The organism is Shouchella patagoniensis, from assembly GCF_002019705.1.
Lineage (GTDB): Bacteria > Bacillota > Bacilli > Bacillales > Bacillaceae_D > Shouchella > Shouchella patagoniensis.
In genome coordinates this window covers 4,581,262-4,595,928 of sequence record NZ_KV917377.1, presented here as the reverse complement: position 1 = coordinate 4,595,928, position 14,667 = coordinate 4,581,262, and the positions used below count along the sequence as shown (strand labels likewise).

The window sequence follows — 14,667 nt, the reverse complement described above, 5'->3', positions numbered from 1 at the left end:
GCCCGTGCCAAGCAAGAAAGGCCCATTTTTCCGATTGTTTGTCTAGAGGTAACTCCTTTATCTCTTGGCTGTTCACTTGATTTACAGGTAAAAGGCCAGTCTCTGTAGGTAAATAAACATGATCTGGATAAAAATATATAGGTAAAATCATGCTTCTTAAATCAAGGTTCCGGTTGCTTGTATTTTCTACACACATCTCTATTTCTACTATTTTATTTAAGTGCCAACGATAGTTTGCCACAATATGCGCTGCACCCTCTAAAATCGGAAAAATCATTTTGGTCTCAACTGCTGTCTTAGTGGCGTGAAACTGTATCGTTTCCCACCCTTTTGTTGCCAACTCATCGTTTAGTGGTTCGCCAAATGTTGGATAGCGGATCATCCAAGGGCTTCGTTCACCATCACTATTTAATAAGATATCAAACGACTCAATATAATAAACCATCTGATTTTTTCCGTTTACGATTGTATAATGTTCAGCCTGTTCAAAATAACCAAGCGTTGTCTCGTTTGCAATAACTAGTGGCGTTGATGTTTCATAATTTCGATCCACACCATTTGTTTCCAAGTTGATTTTTAAAGGTAACTGCTCTATTCCATATCGCTTAAACTCAAAAGGAAAAAGAACAGCTCCAGTTTCCAATGCTCTCAAATGGATCTTGGCGTTTTGATTCATTGGTATCATCAAATTCGAATTTAACAATTCAACATTTACATGAACGGCTTCGTTTTGTTGGTTGCTTATTTCCAATGCTAGATCACTTAAATGATCTTTTTCCTTTTTGATAAAAGCTTGTATTTTCAACGGTTCTTTAATGGCATAACCACATGCTAGTTGACAAGGAACACCATTAACAAGAAGTGGCACTTTGCAAATCAGCTGTGTTCTCCACTCTGATGTATTTGTAACGTTTTCAATAGGATCAATGCGAAATGGAAGCAGGAATTCACTCCGTCCCTGCACGTTCAAATCAAGATCAACTGCGATTCCCAGTTTATCAGTGGTTGTACCTTTTGCAACAATATGAAGCTGCTTTCCTGTTTTATTTTCCACCAGAAGTTTGGCTTGATAATCTTTTTGTGTAAATAAATGTTTTTCAGGCAATAACCACTCAATCTTGTACGCTTCCGTTTCAATTTTATAAATGGAACGACCACCATGTTCAATACCGACTGTAATCGTTTCTTCACCTGTAGCAAATGTATAAGTATAAACAGAGAAGCCATTGTTTTTTCACAATCAGGCTCAACAGCAAGTTCGCGTTTCAAAGACGCGTACCAATTGGCAGGGGTGACTGTTTTTTTTATCAAATCGTGATTTAACACCTGAGGAATAAAATTCATGAGATGAGTGGTTTCCTCGCGTTCTTCCCAAAAAAATCCACAGCGCTTATAAAGAGGCACTGCTTTTGTATTTCCTGGCCATGTATATAAATCAAGCCGTGGCCAACCTGCTTCATACGTACGCTTTATTGCTTCAAGTACGAGTGCCTTCCCTACTCCTTTTCCTAGATAATTTGGATGCGCATTAAGCAGCGGAATATAGAGCGCCCCGCTATCTTGCTTGTACTCTGATAACCCGCAATAACCTATTACTTTATCGTCTTCGAGTGCGAGCATCGTAACAATATTACCTGAATTGCATTCTTTTTCATGCCGTTCTTGTGCGGTTTCCACTTCTTCTCCACCACCGAAATGACTTCTACTCTCATTCCACATAGTTGCAGTCGCTTGCGCGTGTTTTTTGTTATATTCAGTTATTTCCATCGATATCCCCCCTTTCCTTATATTAACTACTTTCTGGAAACGAAGCAAAACAAAGACGATTCATGAGCTAGCTCACGAATCGTCTCCATCTACCATTTACTTTGATTGTTGCACATACTCTGCGATATCGATGTTCAGTTTATCAGCAAGCCTTTGACCAAGCGTTTCATCGGCCCGATAAAAATTACATATCGCTCTCAAAGCCGTTTCTTGCGCAACTTGCTCTAAATCACCAACAATGTTTTTCACAAGTGCATCTTGAACTTCTTTTTCATAGCGACGGTATATCTTACCAGCTTGACCGAAGTGATTTTTCTTTTCAATTGCTATACGACCAATTGTTCCATTAATCGGTGCGCGATAATCGGTATATTCTTCCGCTTCATCAGGCGTTGCTTCATAACGGTTAGGTTCATAATTAATTGGGTTTGTTTGTTGTCCGACTGGCATTGCGCCATCACGTTGGAAATTCGCTTTCTGTGCAAAAGGACAGTTAACCGGCAAGTTTAAGTAGTTAGCTCCCACTCGATAACGTTGTGTATCAGAGTATGAGAAAATACGTCCTTGTAGCATTTTATCTTCAGATGGTTCAAATCCAGGTACAAGGTTACCAGGGTTAAAGCCAACTTGCTCTGTTTCAGCAAACACGTTATCCGGGTTACGATTCAACGTCATTGTTCCAACTAATTGATAAGGAATGTCTTCTTCCAACCAATCTTTTGTTGCATCAAGTGGATGAAAATCAAAGTTATCTAAATCAGCCGGGTCTAAAATTTGAACGTATAAGTCCCACTCTGGGAAATCCTTTTTTTCAATTGCTTCATATAAATCTCTCGTTGCGTGGTTAAAATCTTGCCCTTGTATTTCCGCTGCTTGTTCGGCAGATAAATTCCGCTGACCCTTTTTAGGGATCCAACGTAGTTTTACATAAACCATATTGCCATGTTCATTTACCCATTTAAACGCATGAACACTTGAACCACGCATCTCCCGGTATGAAGCTGGTATCCCTTCGTCTGTAAACAAATGCATTAACATATTGGTTGTTTCTGGCGACAAGGACATAAAATCCCAATACCTGTCTGGATCTTGAATATTTGTTCGTGGGTCTGGTTTTAATGAATGGATGACATCTGGAAACTTGATCGCATCACGGATAAAGAATACAGGCAAGTTGTTTCCAACAAAATCATAGTTTCCTTCTTCTGTATAAAATTTGACAGAAAACCCACGTGGATCACGAAGTGTTTCAGGTGAGGTTCCTCCATGTATAACTGTTGAAAAGCGGACAAATAGAGGCGTTTCTTTCCCGTCTTCTGCTAAAAAACCTGCTTTCGTATAACGTTTCATATTGTTTTTCACCTTAAACACGCCATGCGCACCTATACCACGTGCATGCACAACACGTTCAGGGATACGTTCGCGGTCGAAGTGAGCTAACTTTTCAACTAAGTGATAATCTTCAAGCATTGCAGGACCATGTTGACCTGCTGTTCGAGAGTTTTGGTTATCATAAATTGGATGTCCTTGATTGTCAGTTAATCTTGTCATATGTAACTCCCCCCTATAAAAGTACCGTATAACTGTTTCTATTCCCCTCTTTATACTAGATTAAACCTATTAGTGAAAAGGAAAGATTCTTTTCTTAGAATTATTATTACATATTTCAATATACATAAATCTACTATCGCTTGGTAATTTCATTAAAAAAAGACCGAGGCTCACCTCAGTCTTTTTCTATAGAAAACTGTTGAAACACATGTCCAGGACTCGTTTGATAAACTTCTTTAGCCATAAGTTCATTAACAATGCGGGCATTGCGTTCGACCGATAAACCAAGGTTGGTTGCACTTGTCCCTAAGCTATGCTCTAAATTCGTTAACGTGAATATACGATTGTTCCGTTTTTCTTTAAAAACCAATTCTGCATTTCTAGTCACAGCAAACTCTTTTTCCGACTCCATTACAAGTTCAGCAGTCATTGCTTGAAGCCAGTCAGGGATTTGCGGTTTATAACCTGTTGCTAGTATTACTTTTTCCGTCTTATGAGCAAATGCCTTTTTTTCTTGCCATTGTTTCCCTTTTATTACATATTCCCTTGCTTCTACTTTTTCAATTTGTTTCACTTCCATATTCGCCCTTATAAGAGCAGGTGATCTGTTTGTTTGAATACTGCGATGATAAAGCATATCAAAAATTTTATGGAGCGTTTTTTGTTGCACACCATTTCTTAAATTCCCAAGTAACGGCAACGCCTCTTTGCGTGTCTCATAAGGTAAGCGATGAAAATAGTCAACATAATCTGGTGAAAAGAGCTCCTGACCGATCTTTGAATACTCGAGCTGGAAAAAACCGGCTGATCTTGTAAACCAGCTAAGTTCATATTTATGTTCCAATTGACTTTCAAGCAGCTTATAAAAAATCTCTGCTGCACTTTGACCAGAACCAACAACTGTAATGGAACGGGCTTCTTTCAACTCTTTTTCATAGCCTTTATAATCGCTTGAATGGATAATATCTTCATTTAGAGTATTAGCTAAATCTCCAGGAACTAATGGAGAACTCCCAGTTCCTACAATTAAATGCTTCGCATACATTTCTTTTTTTTCGTCCAACGATCTTATTTTAAGAATATATCTCTCATTCAACCGATCATACGTTACGTTTTCCACGCGATTACCAAAATGGCAATTATCTAGCTCTTGTGAAACCCATTGACAATAAGCATTGTATTCCATTCTTGGAACATCAAAGCGATTAAACATAAAAAAAGACATTAAACGGTTATGTGTATGTGCATAGTTTAAGAAACTATAGCGACTCATTGGGTTGGCTAACGTAACAAGATCCGCTAAAAAAGGGACCTGTAAATCGGTCCCATCTAATAGCATACCCGGATGCCATTGAAATACATTATTTTCATCAAAGAAGGCTGCTTTTAAATCAGTACGCTCACTTATTAGTGCAGCTAGCCCTAAATTAAACGGACCAATTCCAATTCCAACTACATCGTAGGCATGTTCCATCATCTACACTCCTATTTAAATACATTCCGTATCATTTTATTTGCTAGCTTCCCTTGTTTATAACGAAGTGGCATATCAAATTTTGTTGTTTGTTTTAACATGCCCTTTTGATGAGAAAATGTACGGAAACTTTCATATCCATGATAAGCACCAATCCCGCTTGGTCCTTTTCCTCCAAAAGGCAAATACGGATTAGCCACATGCATTATTGTGTCATTAATACAACCTCCTCCAAACGACAGCTGCTCTGTAAACAATTGTTGCGTCTGTTCTTTTTCAGAGAACACATACAGTGCAAGTGGATTTGGGAGGGAACGTACACGCATCAATGCTTCTGCTGATGTTTTATAAGTAAAAATAGGTAGAATAGGTCCAAAAATCTCCTCTTGCATAATTGGAGCGTCCCATTCCACATCCGTTAAAATCGTTGGAGAAATCAGTCGATCTTCTCTTGAATACTGTCCTCCAAGAGCAACAGATCCATTGCCTAAGTACTGATACAGTCTGTCATAATGTTTTTCGTTAACGATTTGCGTATAGGTTCCATTTTTTGTCCGATCTGAAAACATCGAGTACGCATGGTCTTGTAGTTTTTTCATAAACTTTTTGTACACATTCTCGTCCACCAATACATAATCAGGTGCAATGCATGTCTGCCCTGCATTCGTAAATTTCCCCCAAGCAATCCGCTTTGCTGCCAGATCAAGCTTCGCGTCTTCCGTAACAATTGCTGGGCTTTTTCCGCCTAGTTCTAACGTATGAGGCGTTAAGTGTTCTGCTGCTTTCCGCATTACAATTTTTCCAACAGCAACACTGCCTGTGAAAAAAATATAATCAAACGGTTGATCGAGCAACGCCTCTGCCGTTTTGGCATCACCTTCAACCACGGTAACCAGTTCTTGTGGGAAGGTCGCTCGAACAGCGGCTGCGATCGCACTCGACGTGTGCGGCGTTAATTCGGATGGTTTAATAACCGCACAATTCCCAGCGGCTAGCGCACCAACTAGAGGTGAGAAAGTAAGTTGGATGGGATAGTTCCACGGTGCAATAATTAATACACTTCCATATGGTTCGGACAAAATATAACTCTTTGAACCAGTGTGACTTACTGGTGTTTTAACTTTAATAGGTTCCATCCACTCATCAAGAGAGTCAATTGCGTGGCTAATTTCTTGATAAACATTTCCAAGCTCAGTCATAAAAGCTTCTGTCTTTTGTTTATTTAAGTCTTTATTTACTGCTTTTAACAAATCATCTTCATGCTGTGTTAACATTTCTCTTAATTTAGTTAATTGTTGTTTTCTAAATGAAGATGATTTTGTCGCTCCAGAAAATACATATTCCTGTTGAACGCTTTTTAACGTCTCATACATTGAGAGCACTTCCTTTCATCAAGTCCCACTAATACGTTTCTACCCGTTGCGTTCAATTTTCAATCTACTGGTTAGCTTTTTCTACCGTAATCTGCTTTTATTTCTCCATAAGCCTTTGTGTCCCATTTATAAACTGGATTATGATTGGGGTTTTCTTTCAGCCACTGCTCCGCTCGATCCACAAGTGTCCATATTTCTTCTGTTTCAGATGTACGTGTTAACGTTGAATTGGCTTTCTTCTTTTTCACCCAACCGATTGCAGTTCGTGAATCTGAATAAATTGGTTTACTGGAACCCTGGTTTTTCACATAAGCAAGTCCATGAACAATAGCTAAAAACTCGCCCATATTATTTGTCCCCATCGTAATAGGTGGTTTTTCAAACAATACTTCGCCAGTCCTTGTGTCAACACCTTTATATTCCACTTTTCCAGGGTTGCCATGACTTCCGACATCCACACTAATGCTTTCCCAAATAACAGGATCTGGCGGCGTGACTGTTTTTGCTTTTGTTGTTCGTGCCGTAGCCCGACCTTTTTTTGGTGCAGGTTGGCCGCTAAATGCTGCTTCTGCCTCAGGTAAAGTTAAATAAGATTTAAATCTTGCTCCTGTAAACCCTTTTACTTGAGCTTCGCATTCCGCCCATGAGCGGAATATCCCTGTTTTTCGACCTTGCCAGACTACATAGTACTTTTGTTTTGCCATTAATCAATTCCCCTTCATTCTTATTGTATATCGTTAGGATGTTGCGGACATAGTATGCGTGGAGGTGGATAAACTTGAAACGAAACAAACAATCAAAAAAAGCATTAACAAACAATCAGACACCAACCGAATCATTATTTAATGAAGAAGTTGCAAGTGAATTAGTTGATAATGGAACAAATAAATCAACATCAAAAAAACAAGAAAAGTAATGCGTTCTTAAAGCCCAGATACTTGGGCTTTTTTCAACTGAATAGAAGCTATGGTTCCTTCACCAAGCGTTGAGCGAAACGTGAGTTCCATTGAAAGCTTTTTTGCAATCTCATTTACTAAATAAAGTCCCATTCCAGTAGATTCCCCATGACTTCTCCCATTGTTACCTGTGTAGAATGGTCTAGTGATTCGAGGTAAATCCTCTTCAACAATCCCTATACCGGCATCAATTACGGAAAGAATATTCTCCTCATATCGAACAACGACAGTCGTTTGTTTATAACTGTATTTGATCGCATTTACTAGTAATTGTTCAACCATAAACTCAAGCCATTTTGGATCTGTATGTACGATAACATCCTCATCCACTTCGATTTTTGGAAACAATTCATTGAAGATAAATAACCGTTTATTCTGCTGAATAAGCTTCCGAACGAGAGGGAATATCCATACTTTTTTTATATGAAAGTCCTCTTCAAACTTATCAAATCTCGCCGCGTGCAAAGCGAGCTGCAATCCTTTATTTAACCGGGCAAGTTCATTCTCTAACTGAACTTTTTCAGGTTGGTCTTCAGCAATCATTTCCATTACCGCAACGGGAGTTTTCATTTGATGAACCCATTGAGTCATAAATTTCACATGTTGATGTTTGTTTGCTTTTAGTGTTTGTATCTCATTTTGATGCACTTGATAAAACTGATTTAACAATTGATTATGTGCTTTTATAATTGGGCCCGTTCCTTTTATGTAAAAATCATGATCTTGTATCTGTTGTTTTTCCAATTGCTCATAATACGGCTTTAATTGATAATAGCGTACGATTAGATAAATGCCAAATATAAGCAAGCTTAAGAAATGGGCATACAAAAGAAGTAACCAAGTTATATTTGAGGCAAGCAGCATAACACTTGAGAAAACAAGGGCTTGGACGATATAGATAATAATTAGAATAAGTTGATCTTTTATAAACAACTTCAATCACTGTTACTCCCCTTCTGTTAAACGGTAACCAATGCCCCGGACAGCTATTACTCGGTGTGGCGCTTGAATAAGCTGTAATTGTTTTCGTACTCTCGAAATGTTTACATTTAACGTATTCTCATCAATAAATTCACTTTCATCCCAAAGCTTTGACAAAATCATTTGCCGATCAACAACCCCAGATTGTTTTTTCATTAATAGCTGCAGTAACAATGCTTCTTTTTTTGATAAAAATGACGTTTGATTACGGAATTTTAGTTCAAGCTTGTCATAACTTAATCGTAACTCCCCACAATCAATCGTTTGATGACCACCACTTGCATACTCTCCATATGCTCTACGAATATGGCTCCGAACTTTAGCAATTAAAACCTCTGTAGTAAAAGGTTTAGCCACATAATCATCACCACCATTTTCCAGCGCTCTAATCTGATCCAATTCCGATTCTCGCGCTGAAATAAAAAGAATGGGGCATTTCGATTGGCTCCGAATCTGTCGGCACCAATAAAAGCCATCATACGTTGGAAGATTAATATCAAGCAAGACAAGCTCTGGTTGCTCTACTGTTATTAACTCCAATAAGTCTTTGCTTCCACTATGGCAAATAACTTTATATTGGTACTTTGTTAATTTATCGGCAAGAATTCTACTTAACTGCTCATCATCTTCAACAACAACGATTTTACCGCTCATATCATCACCTCATACGCTAATGATATTAGCATACTTGATTTTAATTTTTCATCATAGGTTTTTGACAAAAAAAAGAAGCAGGAGCATAGTCTGCCTCTACCTAAAACTTATTCACCTATCATACTTAACAATCGGTTCATATAATGCCTTTTCATTAACCAATAATAAAGCAATTGCGCAATTGTAAAGATAATTAAGACCATTGTCATTGAACGATTAATGCTTAAAGTGTACATAGACTGCAGTGCCCAAAAAGCAAAAACAGAATGAATGCCAGCTACTACAAACGGCATAAAAAAGAGGACTCCCGTTTCAATTGAGACGATTCGTTTTAATTCTTTCTCTTTTAAACTAAGTTTTCTTAAAACATCAAAACGTTTTTTATCTGTAGGCAAATCTGTATATAGCCTGAAATATAAGAAACTACCCGCCGTTAAAAAAAACACAATACCTGTCAGTACGGCAATAAAAGAAAAGCGGCATACGTCCCTTTATTGCGCCAACTATTACGAAAAGCGAATTGTCGAAACGTCATTATCATCACCCCCCATAGCTATAAGCACATTCGAAATTTGCTCATAAAAGGCATAACGATTGTTTGATTTATAAAGCTCATTATATATTTGACCGTCTTTTAGAAACAATACACGATCACAATAGCTCGCAGCCTCAGCATCGTGGGTTACCATTAAGATTGTCGTGTCCATTTCTGTCTTTAAATCCGTTAATAAGTTGAGGACGTCTTTTGTTGCCTTAGAATCTAAATTACCTGTGGGCTCATCACAAAGAACAAGGTTTGGTTGATGAATAAGCGCACGCCCAATTGCTGCACGTTGTGCCTGTCCACCAGATATTTCGTATGTTCTTTTATGAGCATGTTCACTTAAATCTAAGCGGTTTAACATTGTGGCTAGCTTTTGTTCCATTTCTTTTACAGATGCGTTTGCCAAAGTTTATGGTAAGACCATGTTCTCTGCGATTGTTAATGTATCAAGTAAATGAAACTGTTGAAAGACAAACCCTAATTGAGTCCTTCTAAAATCAGCCAGCTCATCTTTATTTAATAAGTGTGGTTCTATTTCTTTAATAAAAAGCTTACCAGATGTGAGTGAGTCGGTGTTTGCCACCATATTTAATAGCGTTGTTTTTCCACTCCCAGAAGGACCCATAATACTTACAAATTCTCCTGTATGAACTGAAAACGAAACCTCTGTTAACGCTTGGTAAGGAACTTTTCCTTGATAGACTTTCGTAATATGATCGAGTTTCAACATTCTCTTCACCTCTAATATTCGTTGTTTGTTCCTTTATGTTACAAGAGCATAGAGAAAAGAACTATCGATCTTCCTAACATTTACCTTACAACGATGTAAGGTATATTTATTTGCTAGATTGGCTAAAATGCAAAAAAAAGAGAGGAGCAGGACATATGGAGATTCATGTTGACGGCAAACGAAATGTTGAAGGAGCAGGAGATTTCATCTGTACGGTTGATAAAAACCTTTATGTACTAGCTCTAGATCCAACGGAAAAATATCCATATTTGTTATTATCGATTCAATCCTTTCAGATTGTACAAAACTACGATGAAATTCCTAGCAGAGAGGAACTAGAAGAAGATATTGGCGAGGAAATTAAAGAGATCTATAGCCAAGAATACGCTTCTATCTCTCTTTCATAAGCGCTACTAAAGAAGCTCCACAGCAGCTTTTCTACTTAGTGGGGCTTCTTTTAGACCAAACAAATAGGTCAGGCAATAGATTCTATATTCTATCGGAATAATTCCGAACTTTACCTTAACCAACTTTAGCTTCTAGCTCTTTTAACAAGTCAATTGCCGCTCTTCTACTTAAAACAACATTCCCTTCGGCAAGCATAAAATGCTCATTAGAAGACTCTCCTGTCACCATACATGTTTTCATCGAAGGTTCGTACTTCTTCACAACCACTCGATCATCTTCGACATAAATTTCAAGTGGTGTCCCAATATCAATTCCCATTGTTTTCCGTAATTCTTTTGGAACAACAATACGTCCTAACTGGTCCACTTTTCTTACAATTCCCGTCGCTTTCATTTAGTCAACCCCCTTTAATTTGTCTCCACACAATTAAACCATGTTAACGCTTTACATACCACCTTTTTCAAAATATTTATTCTTATCATTCGCCAAATTTTTCTTTTATTGCCCTTTGTTTAGTCCGATGTATGTCTTCGCATCAAAAAAACACCTGCAGCAAAGGCTGCAGGTGGACGATTCATGATGTTGAATCAGCTGTTTTTTCTTCATACCAATTATCAAGTACTTTCGCATCTAGTACACGTGTCTCAATATAATTGGTTTGCTTTTTTGAAAAAAGCGCGATCCAATCAAATTCTGATTCTTTAGCTACTTGCACAAGTGTTAACAATTCTTGCCAAGCTACATAACGTTTATACCAAAAAAACTGTGGTTGCTCAGTCATATATGGGTAGAGATCATCAAATTCCGTGTGTTTGCAATCAATTGTTCGTTCGAACTGCGTCTTTGCCTTACCAAGTTTATCCTCTAGGTAGCTATGCAACTCTGTCTGATTCACAATGATGCCCCCTCGTGCTTTTTTCTATTATAACATAATTAAGTGAATAGTAGGGACAATATGTTTAACCCGAACAATTGATCAACGAGAACGACTGTAATAGCAACAGGAACAATAATTGCCATTATTGCATACCAAACTGCAAATAAGCGGCGCCCAAATATACTACCTTGTTTAAATTCTCCTAGCAACACACTACGACGCACTTTAAACAAAAGAAACAAACTAATTAACAATGCACCAATTGGCATAAAAATATTAGACACGGTAAAATCAATAAAATCAAAGAAAGGCATTCCAAAAAACTGCCAGTTTTCAATTAGTCCAAATGATAGTGTAGAAGGTACACCCATTAGTAGGACAAAAAACGCAAAGATCCAACTGCTTTTTTGTCTTTTAGTGACGTCACCTTTTATAAATGCAGCAACGATAATCTCCAAGAGCGAAAAAGCTGTACTTAAGGCTGCAAAGAAAAATAAAATAAAAAATAAAATAACAAGAAGCTGCCCATAAGGCATTTGCGAAAAAACTGTTGGTACAGCAGCAAAAATTAAAGTTGGACCTTCACTAGGTTCTAAATTAAACGTAAACACACCTGGAAAAATGACAATTCCTGCAAGTATTGACACTACTATATTCATGCCTCCAAGAGTCATTGCTGACATAGGCAAATCTTGCTTTTTGGAAGCATATGAACTTAACGTCACCATTACCGAGACACCAAGAGAAAGGGCGAAAAAAGACTGACCTAGAGCAAATAACACAACATCGCTGGAGACATTACTCCAATCAGGTTTAAATAAAAATGAGAGCCCTTCTCTAGCACCTTCAAGTGTTAAAGAGTAAGCTGCTAGTACAATTAACAGTATAAACAATGCTGGAATCATCCATTTGCTCGCCCGCTCAATTCCTTTTTGCACGCCTTTTGCGACAATTCCTGCGGATAGTCCGAGGAACAATGCTTGGGCGCCAACAGCTAAGTATGGATTTGATATTAGCTCTCCAAATCGAATGCTAAATCCATCTGCGTCTAGACCAGTTAATTGTCCAGTAAGCGAAGATCCTAAATAAAGAATCGACCAACCACCAATAACGCTATAAAACGAAAGAATTAAAAAACAAGTAATAACCCCGAGCCAACCAGTCGCCTGCCAAATCGATTTAGGAGCAATTTTTCGATACGTTGTGATGGCATCTGCTTTTGAATTACGACCTAACATGTACTCTCCAATTAAAAGTGGTACCCCAATGAGAAGAGTAAAGCTTAAAAAAAGCACAAAAAAAGCGCCACCGCCACTCGTCCCGGCGATATAAGGAAATTTCCAAATCGCTCCAAGACCGATTGCACTACCTGCAGTTGCATACAAAAAACCTAGTTTTGATGACCATTGTTGTGATGTAGACATGATGTTATGTTTCTCCTTTATTGCATAACCAATCCAAAGACGCAATGAACTTACATAAGAAGCCTCAATTAAGAGGACATTCTTGCATTCATATAGCAGATTTATTTTTTTGGAAAACAATTGTTACTGGCTATACGCGTTACTTTCTTAATAAGATTTTTTAATCGTAACAAAACAAGATCCCCCAGGCAACCTAATTAAGAAAGAAACCGATCCCTTTCTTCTGGTTTTGGCAAACGACATGTGTCTTTTTCGCCAAACCAGCGAAGTCTGTTTCGTGCTATCCATTCATACATTCGTTCGCGAACTAACTTTGGTAAGAATTTCAGTACGCGTAATGGTTGCCAATAAACAGATAATTTTGGAATAATTTGCATAGCTGCGTCACTTTTTATAAACGCCTGATTATGTTCAATTACGACTATAGAATCAAGATCGTCGCTTAAACCGAACTCTTTTTTTAATAGAATACCTAAGTCCGACTGTAAAGAAGCAAATTGATAATGCTTTTTACGGTCATAACGAATGATAAAATCAACTGCTCGATTGCATAAATTGCACTCCCCATCAAATAAAACAATACCGCTCACACTTTATCACCTCCTATTCAGTTTAACATTTTTAGTTTAAATAGGTTTTAAAATTTGAATAAGGGGTACCAAAAAGAGTAAGAGGGAATCTAATTCGTATACTTGTTTTCCCCCACATAATTAGCATGACTTAATCCCTCCCCCCACCTTAAGAAGCACCTAAAGCAGGTGCTTCTTTACATTTGTGTAACAAACCAGGAAATTCGCCTCAATTTCCGACATCATTCTACATAGTATTTCCAACCTTTTCCCCTTTTACTTCCTTAGCTTGCTTGTTACACTTACTGCTAGTGATGAATAATGGTAGAAAAGTGGTGACGATATGTTTTCAACCGCCCAAATTGGGATTGATTTAGGAACAGCTAACATACTTGTTTATAGTAAAGAAAAAGGAATTATCTTAAACGAACCGTCAGTGGTCGCTCTAAATACAAATACGCGAGATGTTCTCGCAATTGGCACCGATGCAAAAAATATGGTCGGTAAAACGCCATCTCACATCGTTGCTGTCAGACCTCTACGTGACGGGGTTATTGCCGATTTTGACGTGACCGCAAGTTTACTTAAAGAAATTATGCGTAAAGCAAGTAAAAACATGGGGCTAGCCTTACGTAAACCTAATGTGGTTGTTTGTGCGCCAACAGGATCTACATCGGTTGAACGCAGAGCTATCCTAGACGCGGTGCGGAGCTGCGGTGCAAAAAATGTGCACATTATTGAAGAACCAGTTGCAGCAGCAATTGGGGCAGACCTTCCCGTAGAAGAACCAACAGCCAATGTTGTTGTTGATATCGGTGGCGGAACAACTGAAGTGGCTATTATTTCTTACGGGGGTGTAGTCTCCTCGAACTCCGTGCGTGTTGGTGGTGACAAATTTGACGAAGCCATTATCCAGTATGTTCGTAAAACATACAATGTCTTGATCGGTGAACGTACAGCTGAACAGATAAAGATGGAAATTGGTCATGCGCCGATACAACACGAAAAAAGAACGATGGACGTTCGTGGAAGAGATCTTGTAAACGGCCTACCAAAAACGATTGAATTACACTCGCACGAGATCCAAGAGGCTATGAGTGAACTGCTTATGCAATTGCTAGAAGCACTTCGTTCAACGCTTGAGGACTGCCCACCAGAATTAAGCGGCGACATCGTTGACCGCGGAGTATTATTAACTGGCGGTGGTGCATTGTTAAACGGATTACAAGATTGGATCGCTGACGAGATTTTTGTCCCAGTTCATATTGCTGCTAATCCTCTCGAATCCGTCGCAATCGGTACCGGCCGTTCCTTAACTTTTATTGACAAACTTCAAAAAGCTTCTGTCTAAGCCAAAAC

The 14,667-nt window shown here is 38.3% G+C and carries 15 protein-coding genes and 1 pseudogene; 3 read left to right on the top strand and 13 right to left on the bottom strand.

What is annotated here, in order from left to right; genetic code table 11:
• Positions 1-966 precede the first annotated feature (966 nt).
• The 5 genes from BK584_RS23750 to rnhA all read right to left on the bottom strand — a co-directional run bounded on the left by BK584_RS23750 (position 967) and on the right by rnhA (position 6,869).
• Positions 967-1,767 (bottom strand): GNAT family N-acetyltransferase, encoded by an 801-nt coding sequence (locus tag BK584_RS23750; RefSeq protein WP_078395197.1) that lies wholly within the window; start codon positions 1,765-1,767, stop codon positions 967-969.
• A gap of 96 nt (positions 1,768-1,863) precedes the next feature.
• On the bottom strand, positions 1,864-3,318 hold the full coding sequence (locus BK584_RS23745; RefSeq protein WP_078395195.1) for a catalase: 1,455 nt from the start codon (positions 3,316-3,318) through the stop codon (positions 1,864-1,866).
• A 175-nt stretch (positions 3,319-3,493) separates the two neighbouring features.
• The gene (locus BK584_RS23740) at positions 3,494-4,792 is read right to left on the bottom strand and encodes a lysine N(6)-hydroxylase/L-ornithine N(5)-oxygenase family protein (protein ID WP_139365757.1); all 1,299 of its coding nucleotides are present in this window, start codon (positions 4,790-4,792) and stop codon (positions 3,494-3,496) included.
• Positions 4,793-4,803: 11 nt separating this feature from the next.
• On the bottom strand, positions 4,804-6,165 hold the full coding sequence (locus BK584_RS23735; RefSeq protein WP_078395191.1) for an aldehyde dehydrogenase: 1,362 nt from the start codon (positions 6,163-6,165) through the stop codon (positions 4,804-4,806).
• Positions 6,166-6,236: 71 nt separating this feature from the next.
• Complete coding sequence (gene rnhA / locus BK584_RS23730) at positions 6,237-6,869, bottom strand: ribonuclease H (protein ID WP_078395189.1); 633 nt, start codon at positions 6,867-6,869, stop codon at positions 6,237-6,239.
• 74 nt (positions 6,870-6,943) lie between these two features.
• Between rnhA and BK584_RS24880 the strand changes: the two genes are divergently transcribed.
• Positions 6,944-7,081 (top strand): hypothetical protein, encoded by a 138-nt coding sequence (locus BK584_RS24880; protein WP_169871503.1) that lies wholly within the window; start codon positions 6,944-6,946, stop codon positions 7,079-7,081.
• Between the two features lie 7 nt (positions 7,082-7,088).
• On the opposite strand, the gene BK584_RS23725 is transcribed toward BK584_RS24880, so the two are convergent.
• The 4 genes and pseudogenes from BK584_RS23725 to BK584_RS23710 form a co-directional block, all read right to left on the bottom strand.
• Positions 7,089-8,060, bottom strand: a complete 972-nt coding sequence (locus tag BK584_RS23725) for a sensor histidine kinase (protein WP_078395187.1) — start codon at positions 8,058-8,060, stop codon at positions 7,089-7,091.
• A gap of 6 nt (positions 8,061-8,066) precedes the next feature.
• Positions 8,067-8,756 (bottom strand): response regulator transcription factor, encoded by a 690-nt coding sequence (locus BK584_RS23720; protein ID WP_078395185.1) that lies wholly within the window; start codon positions 8,754-8,756, stop codon positions 8,067-8,069.
• Between the two features lie 107 nt (positions 8,757-8,863).
• On the bottom strand, positions 8,864-9,151 hold the full coding sequence (locus BK584_RS23715) for a hypothetical protein (protein WP_078395183.1): 288 nt from the start codon (positions 9,149-9,151) through the stop codon (positions 8,864-8,866).
• Between the two features lie 111 nt (positions 9,152-9,262).
• Positions 9,263-10,030, bottom strand: a pseudogene (locus BK584_RS23710) (ABC transporter ATP-binding protein).
• Between the two features lie 155 nt (positions 10,031-10,185).
• On the opposite strand from BK584_RS23710, the gene BK584_RS23705 reads away from it, so the two are divergent.
• The gene (locus BK584_RS23705) at positions 10,186-10,437 is read left to right on the top strand and encodes a hypothetical protein (protein WP_054709907.1); all 252 of its coding nucleotides are present in this window, start codon (positions 10,186-10,188) and stop codon (positions 10,435-10,437) included.
• A gap of 115 nt (positions 10,438-10,552) precedes the next feature.
• On the opposite strand, the gene BK584_RS23700 is transcribed toward BK584_RS23705, so the two are convergent.
• From BK584_RS23700 to BK584_RS23685, 4 genes are all read right to left on the bottom strand, one after another.
• Positions 10,553-10,831: an AbrB/MazE/SpoVT family DNA-binding domain-containing protein gene (locus BK584_RS23700; protein ID WP_078395181.1), complete on the bottom strand. Its 279-nt coding sequence runs from the start codon at positions 10,829-10,831 to the stop codon at positions 10,553-10,555.
• 181 nt (positions 10,832-11,012) lie between these two features.
• Positions 11,013-11,333, bottom strand: a complete 321-nt coding sequence (locus tag BK584_RS23695) for a hypothetical protein (protein ID WP_078395179.1) — start codon at positions 11,331-11,333, stop codon at positions 11,013-11,015.
• 38 nt (positions 11,334-11,371) lie between these two features.
• Positions 11,372-12,739, bottom strand: coding sequence for a sodium-dependent transporter (locus BK584_RS23690; RefSeq protein ID WP_078395177.1), 1,368 nt, complete (start codon positions 12,737-12,739; stop codon positions 11,372-11,374).
• 197 nt (positions 12,740-12,936) lie between these two features.
• Positions 12,937-13,329 (bottom strand): thiol-disulfide oxidoreductase DCC family protein, encoded by a 393-nt coding sequence (locus BK584_RS23685; protein WP_078395174.1) that lies wholly within the window; start codon positions 13,327-13,329, stop codon positions 12,937-12,939.
• Positions 13,330-13,651: 322 nt separating this feature from the next.
• On the opposite strand from BK584_RS23685, the gene mreBH reads away from it, so the two are divergent.
• Positions 13,652-14,659 carry a rod-share determining protein MreBH gene (mreBH, locus tag BK584_RS23680; protein WP_078395173.1) on the top strand — a complete coding sequence of 336 codons (1,008 nt, stop codon included), beginning with the start codon at positions 13,652-13,654 and terminating at the stop codon, positions 14,657-14,659.
• Positions 14,660-14,667 lie beyond the last annotated feature (8 nt).